Below are 23823 nucleotides of genomic sequence, written 5' to 3' on the forward strand. Positions count from 1 at the left end.
TATTAACCATTGGTGAATGAAAAAACAGGATCTTTATCGACCAATAATCGGTAAAGCAGCCCTCGCCCTTGACAATTGTTGACACCCAGTTTGGCGGTGTTTGCCTAGAATTGCGCGGTCAAGGCATGCACCGCAGTCAGCCGTGTGTGCTCCGGAAGCATCAACCTTTTTAGGATTACCAATCATGCAGTTGTCAAAGCGCGTTGCCGCGGAGCTGTTCGGCACTTTCTGGCTCGTGCTCGGGGGCTGCGGCAGCGCGGTCCTCGCCGCGAACTTCGCCGGCCCGGTTCATGGCCTGGGCATTGGTTTCGTGGGCGTGTCGCTCGCATTCGGCTTGACCGTGCTGACCATGGCTTTTGCGATCGGTCATATTTCCGGTTGCCACCTGAATCCGGCCGTGAGCGTCGGGCTGACCGTCGCCGGCCGTTTTCCGGCTCGCGACCTGGTGCCATACATCGCCGCGCAAGTGATCGGTGCGATTCTGGGTGCGCTGGTGCTGTCGCTGATCGCCTCGGGCAAGCCGGGCTTCGACCTCGTCGCCAGCGGTTTCGCCAGTAACGGCTACGGCGAGCGCTCGCCAGGGCACTATTCGCTCGCTGCAGCGTTCATCTGCGAAGTTGTGATGACCGGGTTCTTCCTGTTCGTGATTCTCGGCGCAACCGACAAGCGGGCGCCGGCCGGCTTCGCACCGATCGCCATCGGTTTGTGCCTGACGCTGATTCACCTGATTTCGATTCCGGTCACCAACACGTCGGTCAATCCGGCGCGCTCCACTGGCCCGGCACTGTTCGTCGGCGGCGCAGCGGTCGATCAGTTGTGGCTGTTCTGGGTCGCGCCGATCCTCGGCGCCGTGATCGCGGGCGTGATCTATCCGTTGATCGCCGAGAGCCGAAGCCGCAATGCGCAAGAAATGGCGCTCGACTGAACGGCAAGCTCGTTAATCGACGCAGTCAAAGCGGGCGCCACGGCGCCCGCTTTGTATTGGTGCAAGCGTGACGCACTGGCTTGTCGTCCGGCAGTGGCCGGCCATGAACGCGCTGCTAGAATCGGCCACTTCCAGGCTCGTACAGGTGCTACCGATGATTCGCTCCCGCAGATTCCTACATCGCGTCGCATCCATCATCGGCGGTTTGTGCGCTGGCGTGCTCGCGCTACCCGCCGCGCAGGCGGCCGACGGCAATATCGAAACACTGGTGTTCGTGCGACATGGCGAGAAACCCGCACAAGGCTTCGGTCAACTGAACTGCCAGGGCCTCAACCGGGCGCTTGCTTTGCCGGCCGTGATCGCCGCCAAGTTCGGCAAACCGGATGCGATCTATGCGCCCGATCCCGGGCAGCAAAAAGACGACAATGGCCGTTCTTATTACTACGTTCGTCCGCTGGCAACGGTCGAGCCGACGGCCATTCAATTCCAGATGCCGGTGCAAACGCCGTATGGCTTTGCGCAGATCGACCAGCTTGGTACCGCGCTCGTCAATCCGGCCAACCGGAACAAGCTGATCGTCGTCGCGTGGGAGCACAAACTCATCGTAAAGCTATTGCGCCAGATGGTGAGCGCGCACGGCGGCAATGCCGCTGACGTTCCAAACTGGCAAAGCGGCGACTTCGACAGTATTTATGTCGTTCGCCTTGACTGGCAGGACGGCACAGCGCGCGCCAGTTTCAAGCGTGACCGCCAGGGGCTGGACGGACGCGCGACCGACTGTCCTTGCGCAGCGCTGCCGGGGGCGCCGTCGGCAGCCGCGTCTGCCGCGGTTTCGACGAATGCGGCAGATTAATTGGGTAATACAGATGTAAGCCGCGATTACGCAGCGCTCGGCCCGAATTGAATCGAGCGCAGCGCAGTTCGTAATCCGGCAGGGTTCGATACGCTGAAAAACCTTATTCGACGGGCTGTCGAGCGAATTGCATGCGATGCACGATTTAAGCCGATGCCGCGCTTCGTTCCGCTGAAACACTGCGACGATGCTTTCAGTCCGTAACATCTCGTCGCAATCAAAGCCGAGCGCAATGCGTACATTGGTCCTGTGCGACACACATACGTCGCTTCACAGGAGAACAAGATGAAACGCATCGTCACTCATTTGCTGGTTGCTGCCGGACTCGCGGCGGGCGCATGCGGGGTCGCGCGAGCGCATACGAATCTGAACATCGGCCTGTCGCTTGGCGCACCGGTTTATGCACAGCCCGCCCGCGTCTATGCGGCGCCGCAGCCGGTGTACTACGGCGGCTGGAATCATCGGTATGAGCGCAGCGACTATTATCGCGGCGACCATCGGTATGACCGCGGCTGGGGTCACGACAATCGCCACTGGGGCCACGATAACAGGGGCGACCGCCGAAGCGGCTGGCACGATTGAGTTTGATCCTCGCGCGGGGAACGGCCAGGCATCACTAGCCTTGATTTGACCCGCCGCGCCGCTGGTAGACCGGCCTCATTCGCCAACCCGGCCCGCCTTCACGAACGTGGATGCGGGCCGGGGTTCGTGCGGATCAGGACATCAGCTCGTCGTCGAGTGAGAAGAGCTTGCGCAAGTGGTGCGCGACGCCCGCTTCGAAGTTGTTGCCGATGCGCGGCACGTTCGGCAGACGCGCAATGAGATCGGGATTGGCGTTGTTCATCATGAAAGGGTGGCCGGCCGTTTCCAGCAGGTCGATGTCGTTCATGTTGTCACCGAATGCCACGCACTGCGACGCGTCCACGCTGAGCTGCTCGAGCACGATTTGCAACGCGCGCCCCTTCGAAACGTTCGACGTCATCACTTCCAGACAATCCGGCAGCGAGTAGGTCACATACAGTTCGTCGCCGAATTCGCGTGCAAGATTCTCCGCGACGTGCGCGAGGTCGGCGGGCTCGCCGATATAGAGCGCCTTCGCGATGTCGACGCCGTCGTGTTTCGGCAGATCGGTTACTTCGTAGGTGAAGCCCGAGTCCTGATGGAATTTCAGCAGATCCGGCGCGTCGCGGTCGATCAACCACGCCTGGTCGGCGAACAGGTTGACGATCACGCGGCCATGCGCACCGGCAATTTCCGGCTGCACCAAACGTTGGACGATGGCCGGCGGCAGGTCGTCGGCGTGGATCACGGCGTTGTCCGGCGCATGAATGCGCGCGCCGTTCGACGTGATCAGATACGGACTGATGCCCAGCAAGTCACGGATACCCGCGACGTCGCAAAAATGGCGCCCCGTTGCGATCACGAACCGCAGCTCGTCGCTTTCCAGTTTGCGCACGGTGGCGACCGTGAACGGGTCCACCTGATGGTCGGCGTTGAGCAGCGTACCGTCGAGATCAGTGGCGATGACTTTGTACATGGTATGAGCGGTCGGGGCAGCGTCGAAGTGCGTATTTTACCGTCCCCGGTCGCGCACGCAGGATCTCGGCTGCCACCTCCAGCGATTCTCAGCCGGCAAGACGCGCCGCTTCGCGCTGCGCCAACTGCAATCCACCATGCGCCGAGTCGGCGAGCGGCTCACGCAGACGCGCCTGGTAGACCTGCGGCACATACTCGCGCAACGGCGCGCCGAGCCCGCCGCACAGGGCGACCGGCAGGGTTCCCGAGGCGTCCAGCGCGGCAATCATCTTGCCCACTTCGACGCCTGCCTCGCCGAGCCATCGCGCCGCGAACGGGTGCGTGGGATGCTCGAACGCAACCGGCGCGAGCTTCGCATAAGCAGTCTGGTTGGCCGCGCAGAGCCAGACGACGAGACCGTCGCGGTCCTGAGCTCCGGTGTGGGCGAGCAGCGCCCGCGCGAGGTCGTCGTTAGGCACGCGGCCGTCGAGCACCTGCTGCGCATGGACGATGAGCCGCAGTCCGAGCCACGCACCGCTCGCTTCGTCGCCCGATGGGTAGCCGTAACCGCTGGCGACGAGAAATGCGCCGTCTGCGGCCAGCGAAGCCGCCACGCTGCCGGTGCCAAGCGCCACGATCACGCCGGGCGCGCCGCCGTGCGCGCCGAGCAGCGTCGTATAAGCGTCCTGCTCCAGCGCGAGTCCGGCGACCTCCGGCGCTTGCGCGCGGAACTCGGCCAGCCAGTCGCGATTATTGACGCCCGCCAGGCCGCAACCGAGCACGCAGCGCGACCAGTCCAATGTCTTGCCCGCGCGCTTGAACGCTTCGCCGCAGCCGGCCTCGATGGCCTGCCATGCGCGCTCGATGCCGAGCCCCAAACCCGACGGCCCGCTCGCCGCCTGCGCGAGTTCGCGCCCCTGCGCGTCGCCGAGCACCACACGCGTACCGGTGCCGCCGCCGTCAATGCCGATCAGAAAGAAGTCCTGGTTCATCGAGTCGATTGAGTTCCGTGAGTGGATAGCGCATAGCGTGGCAGGTCATTTTCAATCCCGCAATTGGCCGAACGGCCAGCTTGCGATGCGCGCCGCTTCCGCTATGCTGGCGGGCGACATCACAACGGGAGCGCGACAGTGACACAGCGATGCAACTGGGTATCGAGCGAAGCGCTCGCACACTACCACGACACTGAATGGGGCGTGCCTTCGCGTGACGATCGGCATCTATTCGAGATGCTCGTGCTGGAAGGCGCTCAGGCGGGCTTGTCATGGTCGACCATTCTCAACAAGCGGGCCGGTTATCGCCGCGCGTTCGCCGACTTCGATATCGACGCAGTGGCGCGCTTTACGCCGAAACACGTGGATAAGCTGGTGACGAACGAAAGTATCGTGCGCCACCGCGGCAAGATAGAAGCCGCCATCAGCAACGCACGCGCCGTCCAGCAGATTCAGGCCGAGCACGGCTCGCTCGCGAACTTCGTATGGTCGTTCGTCGACCAGACGCCGATTCAGAACGATTGGGCCTCGTACAAGCAGGCGCCCGCGTCGACCGAGGTGTCGGACGCGCTGAGCAAGGGGCTCAAGCGCTACGGCTGCAAGTTCGTCGGCTCGACGATCTGCTACGCGTTCATGCAGGCGGTCGGCATGGTGAACGACCACGAGACGAATTGCATGTGCCGCTCGCGATGCGCCGCGCTGGGCAAGAAGGGGCGTAACCGCAAGGCCGGTTGAGCCGGCCACGGGTTGGCCGGCGCCTCGCCCGTTGAAGTCGCGAGGACGCCTAGTGCCGCGGCTCTAACAAAGGAAAGCCGTCCAGGGAAAGTCCCGAGCACAGTCGCGTCTCGCGCGGCGTCTGGCCCGCGGGCGCAAGGCCGCAGGGACGAGGAAGGCGTGCTGCATATCCTCAGGACACCCATCAACAACCTATCCGGCAAAGCCCGACTGCGCTTCCGACGCATCTCGACCGTTATACGGCTATGAGCGGTGATGTGCGCTGCGCAGGTGACAGCCGCGATTCCGCGCAGGACACGACGCGTCGAAGGCGGGAACTGATGGCTTTTCGTCGTGCTACTCCGGAATTCGCCAACTGGCGCGCACCGGATACTACTGCTCATGCGCCAGACAACGAATAATCGCTGCGGCACGCGCTGGAGACCAACCATGAAAACGCTTAACTTCCTGACGCATCAGGACATTTTCGACCAGGCCGTGGCCCACCTGTTCGATCAGAAACGTGCCGCGTTGCTGCCGCGCGGCGGCGGGGCTTATCGCGGCTATTGCGGCGGCTGCCCGGTCGGCAGTTTTATCAGGCCGCGCGACTACATGACTGCGATGGAAGGTATTCCGGTGCGCTTTATCGGCAAAACGCCAATCGCGGTGCCCACTTACATGGACATCGGCGTCTCGGCGCTGAAAAAGGCGCTCCTGCGCGCACGCGTCAACGTGTACGACCAGGCCACCGTCGATCTGCTCAGCTGCCTGCAAAATGTCCACGACGTATTCGGCACCTGGGAATGGCGCGATCGACTTGGCTCGATTGCCCGTCAGTTCGGTCTGTCCGCCGACCAGCTGAAGAACGCCGCATAGCGGGCGCGATGGCGTTGAGGTGGCGAGGCGCAGCCGTAAGCGCGTTTGCCTTGCCGGAGGTTCACCGTATCGCGGATCGGCCGAGGCGCTACCTAGGCTTCGCTCGGCCCAGTCGCCCGCAAAGTCGCGACCTTGCAGATACCAAAAAACAGCGCCCAAAAGCAAAACGGCGATGTGGCTTCTTTCGAAGCTCACACCGCCGTTCGGCGTACGGAAAAGCGTGCTTAGTGCAGCTTTTTCGGCAGCATCTGGCTGCGCAGGCGCTTGTGCAGGCGCTTCACAGCAGCAGCCTTCTTACGCTTACGTGCCGTAGTCGGCTTTTCGTACGATTGGCGCTCACGCAGTTCAGCGATCAGGCCATTCTTTTCGATTGCGCGACGAAAGCGGCGAATTGCCACTTCGAACGGCTCGTTTTCCTTCAGAAGAATCGTCGTCATGTAATTCCTAAATCAATCACTTGATACGGGTTAATTTGCGTGGCAGGGAGACCGCTCACGCGCCGGCCCTCCGGTCGTTTCGATTCATGGCCAGTAACAGGCAAACGCGGGGAAACCCCGGCCAAACCACGAATGAAACGAGAGGCAAAGCGGCCACGGAGGCCGGAAAAGAGAGGTGTGGAGCTCACCGCGGAACGCGGACAGACGTATTGCAGAAGCCGCGCCTGCTGCCGTTTCGCCAACCTTTCATCAATGAAAAACACTGACGAAACAGGCAAAGATCTCAATTCACTCCCGATGATATCAGGAAACTCTCCATCCTACCAGGGTTTAGCGATTGCGCCAGGCCTCTTGAACGATCAAGCACTCGCCTCGTCCAGTTCGCGGATATCGTCACCGGTCAGCATCAGGTGAACGGCCGCCGCGAGGCTTTTGAGCTGGTCCACCGAGGTCGCGCTGGCAATTGGGGCCGTGACACTCGGCCGCGCGATCAGCCAGGCTAGCGCGATCGCGGCCGGCGTGCTGCCGTGTCGTTCGGCGACATGGTCGAGCGCCGCCAAAATGCGCAAGCCCCGCTCGTTCAGATATTTTTCGACCCGGCTGCCACGTGCCTTGCCGGCCAGATCGGCCTGCGAGCGGTACTTGCCGGACAGAAAACCGCTCGCGAGGCTGTAGTACACGACCACGCCGAGCTGATTGGCGAGCGCCACCGGTTCGGTATCGCGTTCATATTCCGCGCGGTCGTACAGGTTGTACTCCGGCTGCAGCAGTTGATATTCGGGCAATCCGTGCTGACGGGCCACGGCGAGCGCCTCTTCGACGCGCGCGCCGCTGTAGTTCGACGCGCCGATCACCCGCACCTTGCCCGCCTCGATCAGCTTCTGATACGCGCCGAGCGTTTCGACGAGCGGCGTGTCGGTGTCGTCGTCGTGGGAAAAATAGACGTCGATGTAATCGGTTTGCAGGCGCCGCAGCGAATCCTCGACGGCCGCCTGAATATTGGCCGCCGACAGGCCCTTGCGCTGCGGATGCTTGGACACCTTGGTGGCGAGCACGATCTTGTCGCGCTTGCCGCTTTGCCGGAACCACTTGCCGAGGATCGTCTCCGACTCGCCGCCCTGATTGCCGGGCACCCAGGCCGAATAGACGTCGGCGGTGTCGATGAAATCGAGTCCGGCATCGACGAACGCATCGAGAATCGAAAAAGAAGTGTTTTCATCCGCGGTCCAGCCAAATACATTGCCGCCGAACATAAGCGGCGCGACCTGCAATTCGGAGCGGCCAATCCTGCGCTTTTGCATGCGTTCTCCACGATCAATAACGGGCGAACGAATGAGAATACGCCCACTTTGAATGCGCTGCAGCGCATCGAATGGATCAGCCTGCAAGCGGCTCAGTATTTGTTACGCGGCTCGCGCTTCACCGCCGGCTTCAGAACTGCGCGATGCGCTGGTATTGGCTGACGTTGCGGGTGGCCCGCATGCTGGCCTGATACTCCGCGGCGAGTTCGCTCTGGGCCAACTGCGCCTCCGCGGCGATCCGAGTGTCGATCTCGTGAACGAGCCTGAGCACATCGAGCGCGGCGGGCGCCTGCTGCGCATCGAGCGACATGAGCAGCGGCGAACGCTCGTCCGCGAGCTGCGCCGCCCGTTCCCAGTCGGCGACGGCCGCAGCCTGCTCGATGGACTTGGTGAGTTCCCAGATACGATCGATGCGCGTCGCGAATTCCATGTCCTGCCTCCCCCTTCCACTCAGCTCTTGTTGTCGGACAGCGCGCCGGCGCTGTTCGTGCCGCCGAACAGCTGCGTCAGATATTGCGAGTTGCTGTTCATCGTCGCCATCAGCGTGTTGAGCGCCGTGAACTGCGCGTTGTACATGCTGGTGAGCTGGGTTTGATAGTTCGTCAGCGAGGTCTGTTGTGTCGTGAGGTTCGTCAGGTCCGCGTTGAGTGCGTCAGTGCGCGTCTTGATGACGCCGCCGTCCGACAGGTAGCTGGTGATGTTGCTGTTCAACTGCTCCGCGACACCATTGGTCGAGTTGAAGAGCGACGCCACCGTCGACTGATTGTCCTTCAATGCGCTGTTCAGCGTGTCGTCGTCGACCGTGAGCGAGCCGTCCGCATTCAGTGAGATGCCGATCGAGGCGAGGCTCGTCGTCGTGTTGCCGTCTTTGACGCCGGTCGAGACGATCGAGGCCAACTGATTCTGCACCATGTTCAACGTCGAGTCGCCCAGCAGCACGCCCTGCGATGTCGCGGTCGAACTGTACGCGGTCAACGCGCTCATCGTCGTGACGAGCGTGTTATACAGCGTGACGAACTGGTTGATCGTGTTCGCCTGCGAGGTAGTGTCCTGCGCGACCGTTAGCGTCTGTGGCGTCGAACCGGTCGTATCGACGGAAGCAGCAGTCAGGTTCAGCGTGATGCCGGACAGTGCGGAGGTCACCGTGTTCGTCGAGCTGGTGACGCCGGTGCCGTCGATCGTGAAATAGGCGTCCTGCGCGGCCGTCGTCTGGGTCCAGTAGGCCGTGCTTTTGACGCCCGTTCCCGAGCCGTCGTCGAGCGTCGACTGGTTGGCCGCGAGCTGCGCGCTGGTGGCGCCCGACGTACCGGTCAACGTCGTGCCGTTGTTGCTCGACACGGCGAGATTGTTCAGTGCGTCGCTCGCATTCGAATCGGTGATCTGCACGCTGATCGCGCCTGCGGAGCCTGTCGAGGTCGAGTGCAGCACGAGGTGGGCGCCGTCCGCGCCGTTGACGACGGTAGCGGAAACACCCGGGTTGTTGCTCGCGCTGTTGATGGCCGCGGCGATACCGGAGATCGTGCTGTTCGACTTGTCGAGCGAAATCGTCGTGCTCTTGCCGCCCACGGAGAGCGTCATCGTGCTCGATCCGGAGGCGAGCGGCGTCTTCGCGTCATAGCCGGTCGAGGTCAGCACCTGGGCCGTCGCCACCTGGGCGACGTCAATCGAATACGTGCCGGCCACGGCACCGCTGGCCGCCGTGGCCGTGATGCCGGTTCCGGTGCCGCTCATCGTCGCCGTGAAGTCGTTCAGGGCCGTGCCATCCGAGAGAGAGGTCAGTCCGGCTTGCAGCGCGGAAAGGGCCGCCGAGAGCGTGCCGTAGGCGGAAATCTGGGTATTGTCCGTCGTCTGCTCTGCTGCGAGCGTCGCAGCCTGGCCGGCGATCTTGGAGTTGACGAGCGCCGTCACGAGCGAATTCACGTCCATCGACGAATTGGTCGAACCGCTGATGATTGACTGCGCGGCTGCCTGCATCGCGGCGTTGCTCGCTGCGGTGGTGGCAGCGACAGTACTGGCGATCGAACTTGCGCTCGAGGATACGGTGGACATGGACAGGCTCCGTGTTTCGGCGATGCCGTATGAATCGATTCAGATCTGAAAGCGGTAATCGGGAGGCAGGCCTCCCGATGGTTTTGCGTCCCACGCGCCGGGTGGGGCGGGCGGGACGCGTTGCATTGCTACATGAAGCCGATTACTGCAGGAGCTTCAGGATCTGCTGCGGTTGCGAGTTCGCTTGCGACAGCACCGAGATACCAGCTTGTTGCAGCACTTGCGCCTTGCTCAGGTTAGCCGTTTCTTGTGCGAAGTCGGCGTCCTGGATCGACGATTGGGCCGACGACAGGTCGGTCGACTGAGCCTGCTGCGTCGTGCTGATCGCGGTGAAGCGATTCTGTGCCGCGCCGAGCGTTGCTTGCAGGTTGTTGACCGCACTCAGCGCGTTGTCGATGGTCAGCATTGCTGCCGAAGCGCCGTCCTTGGTCGAGATGTCGATCTGCGAAACCGTGTTCGACGTGGTCAGCTTGTCGATGGTCGTGCCCACTGCGGCTGTAACCTTGTCCGCAGCCACGACATTCGCGTCAGCCGTGACGCCAGCGTCCGTGACCGCTTCGATGTCGGTCACCATCTGCGCACCGGTTTCGCCACTCATCGTGGTATTGCCGTTGGCGTCCGTAGCAGGAGCAGTAGTTGCGGTCGCGAAGATGTTGGTAGCAGCAGTGACATTCAAGGCTTGGCCATTCTGGTCCGTGAGGGTGAAGCCGCCCTTACCGTCGGCAAGCACGTTGATCTGCGTGATAGTAGCGTTGGCGGTGGCAGCAACCGCGAGCGTATCTGAAGGATCGCCCGCTGCAGCCGGGATCGCGCCCGTCGTAGTTGCCGTGTAGTAGGAAATCGTGGATGCGTCGGTGATAGCGTTGCCGTTTTGGTCCGTGTACGAGACCGCGCCCTTGGAGGTATCCCACGAAGCCGTGATCGACGAGATGCCCGGAGCCGCCGCCGCTGTGCCGGTGTTATCCAGCGAGACCGAGAACGAGCCGAGCGTGTTGCCCGCTGCCGGAACGCCGCCGCCAATCGAAGCAGCGGACATCGACTGCGAGAGATTCAGCGAGATCGACTGACCGACGTTTGCGCCGACCTGGAACGACGCACTGCCCAACGAGCCGTCGAGGACGTTCATGCCGTTGTACGTCGTTTGCGATGCGATACGGTTCACTTCCGCGACCTGCTGCGTCACTTCCTGTTGCAGTGCGGCGCGATCGGTATCGGTCATGCTGCCGTTCGACGCTTGCGTCGCGAGCTGGCGGATACGTTGCAGGCTGCTAGTCAGCGACGACAGGCCGCTCGATGCGGTTTGCACCATCGAGACGCCGTCATTCGAGTTCGACACACCTTGATTCAGACCGTTGATCTGGGTCTGCATGATGTTCGAGATTGCCAGACCTGCCGCGTCGTCCGCTGCGCTGTTGATGCGCTTGCCCGACGACAGACGCGTGATTGCTTGCGACAGTGCGCTGCCCGAGCCGGTCAGGTTCTGCTGTGCAACCAGCGAGTTGATGTTGCTGTTAATTCCGAGCATGAAAATTCTCCTGTTGGGGGCCGTCAGCCCGTTACATGCCATATAGATCAAGGCATCAGCGAACGAGGCAGCTATGTTCGTTTGCCGCCCGCCTTGTTTGTGGTAACGGCCCGTCCAGGAAAAACTTTATGGGGACAACACGCATATTCGTCGATTCGGCAGACGAAAACATCCGCATGCCGGATTGAGCAAACAAGTTGCAGATGCAGGCCTCAAGCCGGCCAGATTGCCGCCGTTAACGACCGGTCGAGGCCGCTGACAATCGGCCGCTCCCGGTGGCACCGAGCCTCGATCTGGCCGCACCGACGCTCATCGGATGGAGCACTCGAACCGGCCGACTTGCGTGGCCGCCCGCTCAACGCGTCAGCGTCACCACCAGATAAGTGACGTACAGCACGCCGCATAGAAGCAGCGCCCACACCGGCACACCGCGCTCGCGCACATTGACGCGAAGCCACGCGGCAGCGGCCAGCGTGATAACGATGCCCGTCACCACTTCGATACGCGGCGTCCACGGCGTCAGCAGAATGCCGATTGCGGGCAGCAGCGTCCCCTGAAAGACCATCGCGCCGGTGATGTTGCCAAACGCGAGCGTGTCCTTGCCGCGCCGGATCCACAAGATGCTGTTGACCTTCTCCGGCAGCTCCGTGGCGATCGGAATGATCAGCAGCGACAACAGCAGCGGCGACACGCCCACCGCTTGCGACACACCCCGCACGCCGTGGATGAACCCCTCCGCCCCCCACACCAGCAACGCGACGGCCACGATCAGTTGCAGCATGATGGTCGCGAAATTGGTCGGCATGCCGAGACGCGCCAGCAGCATCTTGCCGGGCGCTTCGGTGCCGTGCCCGGCGTCGACGAGCTGATTCGACGCGCGAAACGTCATCACCACGTAGGTCACGTAGACGCCCACCAGCGCAACACTGAAAAACGCGCGCACGACCATCTGCTCGTGCGGCACGTACATCGCCGCGGCCGCCAGCACGAACGCGCACAGGAAATAGTTGAGGTCCCGCGTGAAGCCGGTGCGCTCGGGCGCGACCCAGCCTTTGACTCCGCGCGCGCCAAGAATGGCGAGCGTCATCAGAAACGTGGACAGTGTGGAGAGCATCAGCGGCGCACCGAGAATCGCGCCGACGCCAATTTCATGGTTGACGGTGTTATCGCTCGTGCCGCCCGCGATGGCAAGCAGCGGCACGAGCGTTTCCGGCAGCGCGGTGCCGACGGCCGCGAACAGCGAGCCAGTCACACCTTCGGAGATTTTCAAACGTTCGCCGAGATGTTCGAGCGCATTGGTGAAGAGTTCGGCTGCCACCAGAATGACGAGCAGCATGATCGCGAGTTCGACAAGCAAACCGGTCATGCAAGGCTCCCGGCGCATGCGTCGAAAGCACGGCTGCTCGCTGGATGATGAGCCGATGCGAAAGCATGCGGGCAGTATGTGGGGATACTTGACGGCAACCTACGGTGATTCACAGGGCAACTCCACGGTCGGACGTATGTGACGAACCAATGACGCACCGCCACCCGTCCGACCAGAACGAGGCAGTACGTCAATGGTCTCGCCAAACCGAACCGGTCGAACGCGCCATGACCCACAGGCCAAGTATGTTGACGCGCTCTCCTTCAAAGGATGAAGGAAGGCTACTCCCCAGTGACCGGGGGATTCTAATCGCAGGCGCCGCTTTCAACAAGCTTGTGCTGACATGTCAGCGGCAGCGACGCGCGTTGGATTTTCGCGTCGTGGATAGGACGGCGGGGATTGCGAATGTGGAAATGCGAGTCGATGGAACTGAGGTCACGCCAGATCGACGACTGCGATATGCGACGAACTCAAGGATGCAGCAGAGACGGGGGGATGAAACGACGAGAAACCAGCGCCGAAATTTCGGCCAGATTTGGTGCGCCCGGCTGGGATCGAACCAGCAACCCCTGCCTTCGGAGGGAGGTAGAACGATCCGAGAGCCATATAAATCAATTACTTAGAAACGGCGCTCGATCAATTTTCCGCGTCCCTCGTCCCTCACGCGTCCTGCGTCTTTTGGGAAATTAGCTCTGAGCCGGATTGCTCAGGCACTTTATTTTACTCGAAGGGACGCAAAGAGGCGGTTTCGCCGCGCTGTATACGTATACAGAGGTTGACTGGGCCGAAGCCTCCTTTTCGAACACTGTAAGATGGACGAAAGCCGCGCGGCTGGACCGGTCGCCCGCTCCAGGTCGCCAGCCAATGTCCGGCCCGCAAACGAAGGAAAAGGCCGCAGCGCCTTTTCAGACGCGCGGCCTTGCTTCGGTACTCAGGTGATGCTGCGAAGCCTGAAGGTCACTTGCAGGCCACAGCACGACGGTATCGGCTTTGCATGGGGTGCGTTGGAGACCGATTCCGAAACAAGGCATCCGTTCGCTTCACCGCTGCGGCGAATTCCTTCCGGCGCTGCTCCTTCTCCAAGCGCTCTGCCGCCTGCTGCTGCTCGAACAAGGTTTTCATAGCACTTTCGAAACTCACGGCTGCGGCCCTCTCTTCAATTGATCCCGCCAGCTGAGCATTGCGCCGCGAACCCGACCAAGATCCACCAATCCCAAGTGCGTCGCTCGCAGCGCGGTTTGGTAATACTGAAAGTCTGTTTCTACTCCGCGATCCACCACGCTCGCCTCCATATCGTGCGTGGTTCCTGTGGACGCCAACGAAAGACCGGTCACTTTGAATTTCGTGATCTCTTCGAGCAACGCGCGGGTCTCAACCGTTACATCGGCAATCACCCATTCACCGTCGAATCGAGCGTTCGATACTCGCCCCTCGATATGGTGCGGCTCGATGACATTCCTGTGGCCTGCGATCAGAGGCAAATTCTCGATGCCGTCCAAGAACTCCACACGCCCGACTTCCTGCGGCGGATAGTAGACGTTGAACATTTGATACGCGTCTTCGCTAGGCCGTCCAATTTCACGCCCGAACGCAGGCATAATGCCAGCCCTGAACAGGCGGCAATTGGTGAATACAACGTTGCCGAGTTCCGTTCTAGTGAAGCTCATAGCCGCGCCCTTCAACCAAGTCTTCGATGAAGTTTTGATGGTCACGTTCCACGCGCATCCGAATGACGTCTGGGTGATCCACGCCCAACTCGCAAGTCTTCTCGCGGATCGCTTCTTCAATGCGCATGATTCGCGCGCCGGTCTTGTCGAAGAAATAATCGGCAGCACCTATAAGCAGCAAGATCATGTTCTTCGCATCGTTCTTGTTGGCGTCAGTGGCATCGGGACTGCGCGCGACCGATACTAAAGCGAGGATCAGTTTGTTTCGGGTGATGTGGCCTGTAATCATTTCAGCCGCCCATAAACGGTGTCAAACTCGTCCACGCGAGCAGCAGAGTCGAAGGTGCCACGGACGTTGCGGGTATCGAACGCCGCCAGCGTGTCGAGCATATACACCCGATAGCGAAAACCTGTTCCGCACATCACCTTCTGCACTTCGCTTTTGGGTCGCGCGGCCTTAACCATCGCGTCTATCGCTTCGCCGCGCTGCTTGATGCTCATGGCGGCCATGCTGCCGAAGAGCGTATCAATCATCGTTGGCTCGTCCAGCTGCTCTAACGCACCGAACAGCCGCTCCATCATAGTTTGGTCAGTCATTTCCGTTTTCCTCTCAATCGGTTAATCAGTTGCCGTGCGGCAATCACGAAAGGGTCGATCATCGCCATTACCCGGAGCGCACCAAGCGCGGCAAACAGAAGGTCGCGAATGTTGTCGCTCGTCTGGGGTTCCATTCAAGCTGCTGCGCCCAGAACTTCGAGTGACATGTCATACGGCAAATCCTTCGCCGCGCGCTCGCAGAACTCAGGGTAGCTGTCACAAATCTCCTTCCGGCATCCGGGGCGCTTGCTGACGATCCTGTTCGTGTGCGCGGCGAGCGAACCAAGGGGCAATTCGCCTGTCGCTTCGAGGAAGTCAAGAACGCTGAGGAAGGCGAGAATGCGAACATCTAGCCGCGCGTCGAAATATGAAAATTGAGCAAGACTGGACGTACTCCGACCGTTGCGACCGGAGAAGGCGATTGAGAATGGAAGCACCACAGTTTCCGCGCCAACAACGAAGCAACCGGAGTACATGACGAGTCCGCAGCGAGGGTCGCCCGGTCTGCGATTGAAATTGGATACGATACGAATTTCATCGAAGTTGGGGTTGAATTTTTTAAGCGGGCTGGCGATACGGAAAAGTTTCGCAGCAAGGAAAGATTCAAAGATGTTCATCATAGGTCTCGAAGGTCAATAAAAAAATCGAAGGTATAGAGCCGCCCCAATTGGCTCACATTGAGGCGCGGCTCTGTGCGCTACTTACTCAGCCGCGCGGCGTGAACTTTGACTCGCCCTCGCGACCAAGCGCGAACAGGTCGTCAGCGGTCGCAGGGCGCTCTTCCATGCCGAACTTGGCGCGAACAATGTCGCCTGCATCGCCGATTGCCTCAGCCGTACGAAGCCGCGAGAGTTTCGCGCGAGCCGCTGCAACACGTGCGGCGTCTTCAGCGGTCAGAATCGGGCGGCCCGCGTCGAATCCAGCAAGCCCTTTCTCTTTGGCGATTCGCTTGTTGATTTCGATGCGTGCGGCGCGGAGACTATTGCCGGTCGTCGGCTCTGCCGCTGCCGCATCAATTCCAGCCAGCCCTTCCTCTTTGGCAATGCGCTTGTTGATTTCGTCGCGTTCTTCTTCGCTTCCTGCCACTTCGTTACGCGCGGCGCTGAGGCCGTTGCCGCCTGCCGTGGGCGCGGCTTTAGCAGCAGAGGCAGTGGGAATCTCGATGCCGTGCGCTGTAAGCAGCTTCTCAAATTCCGCCATCAATTCTTTGTTTCCGAGCACTCGCTCTGCCAGCGCCTTCGCTTCGGGAAGGTCGCCATCACGTGCAGCAAGCAGCGCTTTCAATACGTCAGGCGCATCCTGCACCCTTCGCGCCGCGCCTTTCATATCGCCAATTTTCGTTTGCATCCACTTCGGCAGATTCGCCAATCCGGCTTCGGCCTGAGTGCGCGGATTGCGCGGGATACGATCGTGAATCATACGGGTCGTCATTTTTGCTACTCCAGTTTGTGAAGGACTCCGAAGAGTCCGGTTGAGAAATTTACGCCTTGATTGCCGCGTGCTTGCTTCTATCGTACGTTACGGACACACGCGAACGGCGCGCATCGAATCAGCCCTTTGTCCCTGTGGCGCTATTGACGAGCAAATCATTGATGCTCTTCGTCAGCTGGTGGTTGACTTCGGCAGCGACCGCCTTTGGATCGGTCGCGCCATTGACGTTGATGATAATAGGTCGCTCGTCCACCGTTCGCGTACGCTCGCCAGCCGGTTGCGCGCCTACCACGCCTGACGAGTACTGCCGCATCAGGTCCAGGCCGCGCGACTGGTCACGGAGTTCCATCTGCAACTTGGCGTAGTTCTGCGCCGGAAGACCGCCCACGGATAGCTGTTGCTTGAGTCCGTAGATGTGGTTTTCGATACCGGCCTGCATCTGCTGAGACGCCGACGCGGCATCATCTCTATGCACGCCGCCGCGCTGGATTTGGGCCAGCGGGACGTTCAAATAAGACGCGATGGCCTGCTGTACTTGGCGCACCTGCATCTTCTGCTTGCTCTCGCCTATCCCAGCGCCGCCAGTGCCGAGTACCTTTTGGACATACATAGGGTCGCTGTTCCCGTTGTACCCGCGAAGGGCGGCAGCTACATCGCCGTTGTTCCGCTTCAGGAACCCCGAATAAATCCGCGCGCCAGTGTCGATGTTGGTCGCCGGGTCGCGGTAGTCCTTCAGCCCGTAAGCCTTCTGATTGCCGCGCGTGATCTGCATTAAGCCGCCTGCACCGGTCGGACTGACGGCCAACGGGTTCATGGTCGATTCAACCTGTGCCATACGCTTGAGCAAACCAACGCTCACGCCGTACTTCTTCCCGGCAGCTTGAAAGTACTCGTCGTATGCAGTCGGTCCCACCTGCGACACCGATCCGCTGGCCGCTGACGATCCGGGCAACCCGCCAGCCTTTCCGATCTCACCAGCCCAAGCCGCCCACGCCTGCTGAATGTTCACGGCAGAAGAGAACGACTGGACCGCGCCAGCGAACATGTTGATTGCGAGCGCCATTTGATTGGCGGTCTGAATTCCTTGCTTGCTGGTCTCGTCCATCTTATCGACAGCAGTGTCGCGCTTATCGGCGGCCTTCTTATCGGCTTGGCCCTTCTGCTGTTTGTGCGGGTTTGACCTGTTCGGGTCATTATTCAAAGCATTATGCGCACCCTGATAATCGGCGTCAGGAATTCCATTCAGGCGTCTCCACCATCCAATAAAGCCGCCGCCCTTTTCCGGGTGAGCCTTTGCATCGCTTGTTGTGGCGGCGATGCTTCCTACCGGTCCGGTCTTTTTGAAGTCGTGAACTGCGTTTGGAATTGCCTGTGTCAGCTTCTCCATAATCTTGACGAGTTCTGTCAGGAACGGCAGGAGCGGTTCCGCGAGTTCGTTGGATACTTCAGTGAACTTCTCCTTAAGCTGGCTGAGCTCATCATTGAACTTCGACAGGCTTTGTTCAGCTTGCTCGCGCTTCTCGATTTCCTCACCGGTCATTTCGGTGATCTTACCAATCGACGGTCCCAGCTTCTGCACGGTCAGCAGCCAGTCTTGGCTGAGTCCGGTCGCCTTGGCGATGCCTTGAACGTCGCCTTTCGACTTCCCTTGCAAGCCGCGAGCGAGTTGAGTCAGTTCTGTGTTCAGGCCGGTCGGAGTCTGGCCGCGCTCGCCGACATCAACACCCAGATAGTTGCGCATGATTCGCGCTTCACGGCCCAGCCGCGAAGGGTCCGCGTAGGCGGCGTTGGCCATCCCGGCAAACGTCTTGATTCCGTCTGCGGCCTGATCGCGCGAGATGTAGCCGCCAGAGCCTTTGACGAACTTGCGTTGATATTCCTCCATCCGAAGCCCGCTAACCCCAAGCTGCATGCCTTCGGAGCGTTGCTGGTTGTACTGCTCGCGTAGTTGCATCACGGCCTTAACGCCCAGCGCCAACGCGCCCAGCGCGGCAGTAGCGCCCACGAACTCCACACCCATCGCACGGACGGCGCTGGACACCGCGTTGAGACCGGGCACGAGCTTGCCAAGTTCGCCTGCTGCGTCCGCTGCGAATTGTCTGGCCTCACCGCCACTTTTCTTTGAAGCCGCGCCAACGCCGTTCATCTTCTCTTGGAGCTTCTCTAATTTCGCTACACTGTCCTTTAATTCCACAGTGTACTGAAGCACAAATTTATCAAGGTCGTCTGCCATTACTTGCTCTCTGCCTGCTTCGTCAGACGGTTGACCTTTGCCGCTGCTGAATCGATCACTTCGGACTTTTGCATAGCGCCTTTGAACACGTAGCGCGCGCCGGTCGGGCCGTTCGTGTAATGCGCCGCGCCAGCAGCTACCATCGCTGCGCCCAACTCCGCGTTCGTGATGACGTTCGTATAGCCGCTGTCGATTGCGGCCTTGCGGATTGCCGCGCCGTCCACCGTGATTTCGCCTGTGGCTCGCGCACGAAGAGTGGGAGCGTCGGCAAGGATCGCAGGCATGCGTTTAATGAGTTCATTGCTCATGTCATTGGCCTCCCGTTCCGTTACCAACGAGAGCCTTGCGCGCTGCCTTCTCGCGGCTCGTTCGACGCTCTTTAACGAACTCGGCAAATGCCGCGTCGTCACGGTTCGCGGTGGTAGCAACCGGCTCGTCGGTCCACGCTGCTTTCATCCCAACGCGGAATGCCATCGCGTGCGACTGCGTAAAATGCGATGCCTCGTCGCAACGGGCGGCGAGTTCTTTGGCGATACGGTCTGCGCCCAGCACTTCAACCGCGTCACCCGCTGATGTCTGATACAAGCGCGTGCGCTCGAAGTGCTTGGCCGCGAGAACGACCGCATCAGGGTGCCCGAATAGCTGTGTTCCGAATGCGGCGATGAACGATGACATCGAGTCGTGCCCGGTTACGCGCAGGGTGGCGTAGAGTTTGATGTTTACGCTGCCGCAGATTTGTCGAACGAGAAAAGGCATAGCAAAGTCTTTCGCTACAAGATCAACTTCGCTGTTAGTCCGGTGATAAATCTTGGTGTCCATGTATTGATAACCTGATTTGATGAGCGTGAATCGGAGATAAACGAAACGGCGTTATAGAATTATCGTTTGCATATAGTGTTCGAATACACGCAGCGTGTTAGGTCCACACCGCTACCTATTCGAGCCGCACAAATCTCAAACAAACGTCACAAGATAGCCCTGGCCGGTCGGAGTTCGCCGCGCGCTACAGACGGCCCGCTCGTCTTGCTCTTCTTGCTTGGTCAATTCAGCCAGTTCAAAGCACGCGATGTTCCTCGCGGCCATGCGAACGGCTTCCATCCGACTTTGCGCGCCGGGAAATGAATAGCGTTGGCCTTCCGTTTGAGAGTGACTAATCTTCACCATGCCCGCTGCCGTCAGAGCGTGCAGAAGGGCACTGGGCGTGAGGTTGTGCTGATATCCGATCCGCTCGAAGGCCGCGCGGATTGCCAGCGTGGTAATGGTCATGTCGGCGGTGCGAAGATGCCGTTTCATCGTGGCTACTTCGATTGCTCGCGGGAGGGCCGCGCGTGCAGGCGCGTTGTCCAGTGCGCGCTTGGTTTGATGGCTGTCGGTCATCACCGCTCGCTCCGTGTTGGATAAAGCGGGTAGGTTATTGCTGCGCTGTGTACTGCGCCGGACTTTTGGAGCGCGTTAATACACTCGGATGGCCTGTTGCGTGGACGGCTGGCGGCTGCGGACAAAAAGAGAGGGCCACGCGGACCCTCGAAACCAAACCACGCGCTACCGATGCCGCCAGAGAGGCCGCACCAACCAATCGACACCTGTGATTGGAGCGCCTAGTGTAGGGGCGCGATGTGTCCAAGCATAGGTTAGTGAACACTGCAAGGTCGCACGCATCTAGGTGGGACGGTGAACAGACGCCTACCACAGAAGAATGTCCATCACCAAACGGGCTGCAATTGAGATGATCAATTGGAGTTGGTCATCTCGCGTCCATACTATGTGCGCTGTCCGTTTCGTACTAAACGGTGAGACAAACGTACACAAGCGAATCCGTAAAATAGCTCTTAACGGTTAAGCGAAAACGGAAGCCGGAAAGGAGAAGGCCCGCAATGCCGGGAAGCGAGAGCGGGCCTTCAAGGTGAAAACTCGCGTTGAACGGCGCGGCCTTCGGTGTTTATTCTACCGCACCGCTGCGCTCGCTACGCGTACATTAGGAGTCCTACTATGGGCTACTTCAAGGACGCTTTGGCTATTGGATGGGTTTGTTTCAACCTCGAACTGATCGTGCGGTGCGTCGCTGATCGGTTGATAACGGAATGGAGTAAGTGAGATGGCTAATCACTCAATTGCGTCTGCTGCGGTCACTCACGAACTGCGCGCGAGCATCGAGCCGATCCTTCAGCGCGAGCGCATCACGCTCTCCGAATACCTGCGGCTATGTCTCGTGAATCTGCGCGATAACGGAAAGCCGCCCTTTGAGGTGCCGGAAGAGAAGCGTGGCCGCGCTCTGCGGCATGGCGGCCTGAAGGCTGATGTGAAGACTGCGTGATATTGATTTACACGTTGTGCCGCAGCAAGGAACAAAAAGAAAAGCCGCTGTGACCTTTCGATCAAAGCGGCTTTAGCAGTTGAATCTTGAACCTAACCGCTGTGACGAGCAGCGGAACAACAGAGCAACGCAACGAGGTTAGTATGCCGAATCTTAATGACGCTGAGAAGCGTGAAGACGATATTTCTGTTTCCGCCCAACGACATACGGTGTCTGTTGAGGCGCTGTGCAAAACTCCCGCGAAACGTAGAGAAATGGCAGAAGAGTTTTTGCTGGAACTCAGCGCGAACTGCGAAGATGACGAGCGGGTGCTCGTGTGCCAGAAGGATGAAGTTGATGGCGGCTGGCCGATGAAGGGGTTTAATGAATCCACGACTCTGCGCGAAGACGAGAACATCTATGCCTGCATCGCTACGGTCAACAAGTCTGCACACAAGGATACGGGCAAGCCGGTTTGGTCGCGGAAAATCGAGCACTTCCGAGGCGGCCATGCGCTGATGCTGGACGATCTTGGCACCGGCAAAGGATCGAAAGGTGCGATGACCGTGGATGCCCTAGCTTCCATGCTTCCACCTACTGCCGTAGTCGAGACCTCGCCAGATAACTTTCAGGTTTGGTACTTCTTTGATGCTCCTGAGCGCGACGCAAAGCGTTTCAAGAACTTCATCGTCTCGTTCGTTGAGCAGGTAATGGTCGAGGGCGGCGATAAACTTGATGACCCGGTGCGGATCGCTCGCGTGCCGTTCGGTGTAAATACGAAGCGGACGCCTGATGGCGTGTTGAAGTACGCAGACGAGAGCGGCAGGCCTTGGACAGTGCGCCTTGCCGACGCGGACTATGACCGGCGCTACTCCATTGACCGAATCGCCGCAGCCTTCAATGTGGAAATTCGCGAATCGGCTAAATACGAGAAGCGCGAAGTGAAGACCGTTGGCAACGCTTTCGATGACGCGGTTCTCGCTGCCGAGGTCGAGGCACTACGCGAGGCAGGTTCGCTGCTCGAAGACCGCTCCACGCCGGGTAAGTATCGAATCCGTTGCCCGTGGGGCGCTGAACACTCCTCTGGGGACGGCCTGGATGCTTTTATCGCGGGTCCGAGCGCCGGGATGGACAACCCCTATGTGTTCTCGTGCTCGCATTCAACGTGCAAAGAGGCGAAGCGCGGTTGGACGGCCTTCGTTAAAGAAGGATGCGGCACGCATATCGAGAAGCTGGTTGAAGCGGCGCTGATCCAGGTGAACGCTGAGGCCGCTGCGAACGACAGCGTTTGGGCGGAATTCCTGTTTGCGGACGGACTTTCTGCCGTTGTTGAAAAGGCTGAAGAACCGAGCAAAGTCGAAGAGAAGAGCGCTGCCGATGCGATGAAGCGAGGCGTCGATGACCGCGCAGAATCCGAATCGAGGTCGTCTGCCGATCTTGGTGTAGGTGCGGCAAATTGGATGAAGGGGTGGTGGTACTCGATGGCCGAGGGGAAAGTTTGCCGACCGGGCTCGAATTTTTTGTATAGCCAGCAAGACTTCAATGCGGCGTTCGGTTCGTTGTTCGCGCCGCTGCGGAAGGACAAGGCGCTGACCCAAGGTGCACAAAGCGCGTACACCTACGTACAGGACAACCACCGATTCAATATGTGCGCCGCGACGGCGTACGTGTGCGGCCATCCTAGCGTGTTCCAATGGGAGGGGAATGTCTGGGTAAATCTGTTCAACGAGAAGTCGATCCCTAAGACGGCAGAAGAGTACACGCCGGAAGGACTCGCCGCGATCAAGTTGATCACCGATCACATCGACAACCTGACGGGCAACGAAGACAACTCTAGTCGCATTCTTTCGTGGATCGCGATGAACGTGAAGAAGCCCGGCGAACTGATCGGCTTTGCGCCGTTGATTAAGGGCATCGAAGGTGACGGCAAAACGATCATCTTCCAAGGCCTTATGGGGGCGCTGCTGGGAGATGCTAACGTCAGCCTAGTGTCGGGAGACGAAATCACGGAGAACACCGGTTGGGCCAAGGGGCACGCCGTTGTCGCAATCGAGGAGATCAAGGCCGCGAGCGGCGATAATCGACACCAGATCACGAACAAGATTAAGCAATACATCACCAACAAGAAGGTTGACGTTGTTGATAAGTACGTCAAGCGTCACGTCACGATGAACGCGACTAACTACGTGGGCATGACGAACTTCGCAAACGCTCTGCCGCTGAAAGACGGTGATCGCCGCTGGATGGTCATCTTCACGCAGTGGAAGGCTATTGAAGAACTCATCAAGAAGGTCGGCGGCCTTGAAGCCTACTTCGGCAGAATCGGTCATGCGATTAAAACGCAAGCACCCCAGATTCGGAAATTCTTTGGCGAATATCAGCTTTGCGAAGGTTGGTACTGGGGCATGCGCGCCCCCGAAACGGAGGACAAAAAGGTGATGGTTGGTCTAGAGGCGACAGATTCTGGCAAGACAAAGCTGGATGCGTATTTCGAAGTTGGCGAACTTGGAGTGAGTCGCGATGTCGTTGCTACGAGTTTGCTTGGCGAGCACATCGCCCGCGATACGGGCGTGCGCTCACGGAACACAAGGCAGATCGCGACGATGATGGTGGACATGGGGTGGCACAGGGTTCCGTTTGACGTGTTCTGGAACGATAAGGCGCAGACCGTGTACGTGCGCGATGCTAAGGATTACGAGGGTCGCACGAGGCAGATGGCAACGGAGCGCGTGAAGAAGCTTTTGGTGGCTACGGATACGCAAGAGAATCGTAAAAAGTGGGAGCCGTTCCCCAAGGCGTCGGGCTTCTGACTCGTTAAATCTGATCTACTAATCATTGGGCAGGGTCGCTTTCGGGCGCTCTGCCCTTTGTTTTTTTGACTCGGGGCGTGAGAATTTATCGGACGTCGGATAATCCTCGGATATCTCCGAGAGCACCGAAGTCATTGATACGAAAGGGGAATACACTAAATCCTCGGATATCTCGGAGGTTCCGCCTATATTTACCCAGCGATATAGATACTCGCCAAAGCGTAACTACGACAGTTACC

The 23823-nt window shown here is 59.7% G+C and carries 25 protein-coding genes and 1 riboswitch; of the genes, 7 read left to right on the forward strand and 18 right to left on the reverse strand.

Annotation, left to right across the window (positions count from 1 at the left end; translation table 11 throughout):
- Window positions 1-184 precede the first annotated feature (184 nt).
- The 3 genes from aqpZ to B0G69_RS05805 all read left to right on the forward strand — a co-directional run bounded on the left by aqpZ (window position 185) and on the right by B0G69_RS05805 (window position 2360).
- Window positions 185-925, forward strand: coding sequence for an aquaporin Z (gene aqpZ, locus B0G69_RS05795; RefSeq protein WP_121316032.1), 741 nt, complete (start codon window positions 185-187; stop codon window positions 923-925).
- 154 nt (window positions 926-1079) lie between these two features.
- On the forward strand, window positions 1080-1778 hold the full coding sequence (locus B0G69_RS05800; RefSeq protein ID WP_121319128.1) for a histidine phosphatase family protein: 699 nt from the start codon (window positions 1080-1082) through the stop codon (window positions 1776-1778).
- A 285-nt stretch (window positions 1779-2063) separates the two neighbouring features.
- Window positions 2064-2360 carry a PXPV repeat protein gene (locus B0G69_RS05805; RefSeq protein ID WP_121316033.1) on the forward strand — a complete coding sequence of 99 codons (297 nt, stop codon included), beginning with the start codon at window positions 2064-2066 and terminating at the stop codon, window positions 2358-2360.
- Between the two features lie 133 nt (window positions 2361-2493).
- On the opposite strand, the gene B0G69_RS05810 is transcribed toward B0G69_RS05805, so the two are convergent.
- On the reverse strand, window positions 2494-3315 hold the full coding sequence (locus tag B0G69_RS05810) for a Cof-type HAD-IIB family hydrolase (RefSeq protein ID WP_121316034.1): 822 nt from the start codon (window positions 3313-3315) through the stop codon (window positions 2494-2496).
- An 88-nt stretch (window positions 3316-3403) separates the two neighbouring features.
- Window positions 3404-4285, reverse strand: a complete 882-nt coding sequence (locus tag B0G69_RS05815; RefSeq protein WP_121316035.1) for a BadF/BadG/BcrA/BcrD ATPase family protein — start codon at window positions 4283-4285, stop codon at window positions 3404-3406.
- Between the two features lie 138 nt (window positions 4286-4423).
- Between B0G69_RS05815 and B0G69_RS05820 the strand changes: the two genes are divergently transcribed.
- Together B0G69_RS05820 and B0G69_RS05825 are read left to right on the forward strand one after the other, a co-directional pair.
- Window positions 4424-5020 carry a DNA-3-methyladenine glycosylase I gene (locus B0G69_RS05820; RefSeq protein WP_121316036.1) on the forward strand — a complete coding sequence of 199 codons (597 nt, stop codon included), beginning with the start codon at window positions 4424-4426 and terminating at the stop codon, window positions 5018-5020.
- Window positions 5021-5449: 429 nt separating this feature from the next.
- The gene (locus tag B0G69_RS05825) at window positions 5450-5875 is read left to right on the forward strand and encodes a hypothetical protein (RefSeq protein ID WP_121316037.1); all 426 of its coding nucleotides are present in this window, start codon (window positions 5450-5452) and stop codon (window positions 5873-5875) included.
- 224 nt (window positions 5876-6099) lie between these two features.
- Here the strand turns inward: B0G69_RS05825 and rpsU are convergent, their stop codons facing one another.
- The 16 genes from rpsU to B0G69_RS05900 all read right to left on the reverse strand — a co-directional run bounded on the left by rpsU (window position 6100) and on the right by B0G69_RS05900 (window position 19858).
- Window positions 6100-6312, reverse strand: a complete 213-nt coding sequence (gene rpsU / locus B0G69_RS05830) for a 30S ribosomal protein S21 (protein WP_006050883.1) — start codon at window positions 6310-6312, stop codon at window positions 6100-6102.
- Window positions 6313-6671: 359 nt separating this feature from the next.
- Window positions 6672-7613 (reverse strand): aldo/keto reductase, encoded by a 942-nt coding sequence (locus B0G69_RS05835; RefSeq protein WP_121316038.1) that lies wholly within the window; start codon window positions 7611-7613, stop codon window positions 6672-6674.
- Between the two features lie 130 nt (window positions 7614-7743).
- Window positions 7744-8043, reverse strand: a complete 300-nt coding sequence (gene fliT, locus B0G69_RS05840; protein ID WP_121316039.1) for a flagellar protein FliT — start codon at window positions 8041-8043, stop codon at window positions 7744-7746.
- Window positions 8044-8063: 20 nt separating this feature from the next.
- Window positions 8064-9662: a flagellar filament capping protein FliD gene (gene fliD, locus B0G69_RS05845; RefSeq protein ID WP_121316040.1), complete on the reverse strand. Its 1599-nt coding sequence runs from the start codon at window positions 9660-9662 to the stop codon at window positions 8064-8066.
- Window positions 9663-9804: 142 nt separating this feature from the next.
- Window positions 9805-11187, reverse strand: a complete 1383-nt coding sequence (locus B0G69_RS05850; RefSeq protein ID WP_121316041.1) for a flagellin — start codon at window positions 11185-11187, stop codon at window positions 9805-9807.
- Window positions 11188-11542: 355 nt separating this feature from the next.
- Window positions 11543-12553, reverse strand: a complete 1011-nt coding sequence (locus tag B0G69_RS05855) for a sodium:calcium antiporter (RefSeq protein ID WP_121316042.1) — start codon at window positions 12551-12553, stop codon at window positions 11543-11545.
- A gap of 130 nt (window positions 12554-12683) precedes the next feature.
- Window positions 12684-12855, reverse strand: a riboswitch (yybP-ykoY riboswitch).
- A gap of 834 nt (window positions 12856-13689) precedes the next feature.
- Window positions 13690-14220, reverse strand: a complete 531-nt coding sequence (locus tag B0G69_RS05860; RefSeq protein WP_121316043.1) for a DUF2213 domain-containing protein — start codon at window positions 14218-14220, stop codon at window positions 13690-13692.
- Window positions 14207-14509 carry a hypothetical protein gene (locus tag B0G69_RS05865; protein ID WP_121316044.1) on the reverse strand — a complete coding sequence of 101 codons (303 nt, stop codon included), beginning with the start codon at window positions 14507-14509 and terminating at the stop codon, window positions 14207-14209. Before B0G69_RS05865 ends, B0G69_RS05860 begins: the two co-directional genes overlap by 14 nt.
- Window positions 14506-14817 (reverse strand): hypothetical protein, encoded by a 312-nt coding sequence (locus tag B0G69_RS05870; RefSeq protein WP_121316045.1) that lies wholly within the window; start codon window positions 14815-14817, stop codon window positions 14506-14508. The genes B0G69_RS05865 and B0G69_RS05870 overlap by 4 nt, the downstream gene beginning before the upstream one ends.
- Window positions 14814-14951, reverse strand: coding sequence for a hypothetical protein (locus B0G69_RS40955; RefSeq protein WP_158608921.1), 138 nt, complete (start codon window positions 14949-14951; stop codon window positions 14814-14816). Before B0G69_RS40955 ends, B0G69_RS05870 begins: the two co-directional genes overlap by 4 nt.
- Window positions 14952-15437 (reverse strand): hypothetical protein, encoded by a 486-nt coding sequence (locus B0G69_RS05875; protein WP_147440697.1) that lies wholly within the window; start codon window positions 15435-15437, stop codon window positions 14952-14954.
- A gap of 85 nt (window positions 15438-15522) precedes the next feature.
- Entirely contained in the window at window positions 15523-16185 is a 663-nt protein-coding gene (locus tag B0G69_RS05880) for a hypothetical protein (protein WP_206751801.1), read from the reverse strand.
- Window positions 16186-16366: 181 nt separating this feature from the next.
- Window positions 16367-18481 (reverse strand): lytic transglycosylase domain-containing protein, encoded by a 2115-nt coding sequence (locus B0G69_RS05885; RefSeq protein WP_121316048.1) that lies wholly within the window; start codon window positions 18479-18481, stop codon window positions 16367-16369.
- Complete coding sequence (locus tag B0G69_RS05890; RefSeq protein ID WP_121316049.1) at window positions 18481-18789, reverse strand: hypothetical protein; 309 nt, start codon at window positions 18787-18789, stop codon at window positions 18481-18483. The genes B0G69_RS05885 and B0G69_RS05890 overlap by 1 nt, the downstream gene beginning before the upstream one ends.
- Before the next feature lies 1 nt (window position 18790).
- Complete coding sequence (locus tag B0G69_RS05895) at window positions 18791-19300, reverse strand: hypothetical protein (protein ID WP_121316050.1); 510 nt, start codon at window positions 19298-19300, stop codon at window positions 18791-18793.
- A gap of 135 nt (window positions 19301-19435) precedes the next feature.
- Window positions 19436-19858: a hypothetical protein gene (locus B0G69_RS05900; protein WP_121316051.1), complete on the reverse strand. Its 423-nt coding sequence runs from the start codon at window positions 19856-19858 to the stop codon at window positions 19436-19438.
- Between the two features lie 718 nt (window positions 19859-20576).
- Here B0G69_RS05900 and B0G69_RS05905 point away from each other — a divergent pair.
- Window positions 20577-20795 (forward strand): hypothetical protein, encoded by a 219-nt coding sequence (locus B0G69_RS05905; protein ID WP_121316052.1) that lies wholly within the window; start codon window positions 20577-20579, stop codon window positions 20793-20795.
- A 143-nt stretch (window positions 20796-20938) separates the two neighbouring features.
- Window positions 20939-23584, forward strand: coding sequence for a DNA-primase RepB domain-containing protein (locus tag B0G69_RS05910; RefSeq protein WP_241991263.1), 2646 nt, complete (start codon window positions 20939-20941; stop codon window positions 23582-23584).
- The last annotated feature ends 239 nt before the right edge of the window (window positions 23585-23823 follow it).

It is taken from the genome of Paraburkholderia sp. RAU2J, assembly GCF_003634845.1.
Taxonomy (GTDB): domain Bacteria; phylum Pseudomonadota; class Gammaproteobacteria; order Burkholderiales; family Burkholderiaceae; genus Paraburkholderia; species Paraburkholderia fynbosensis.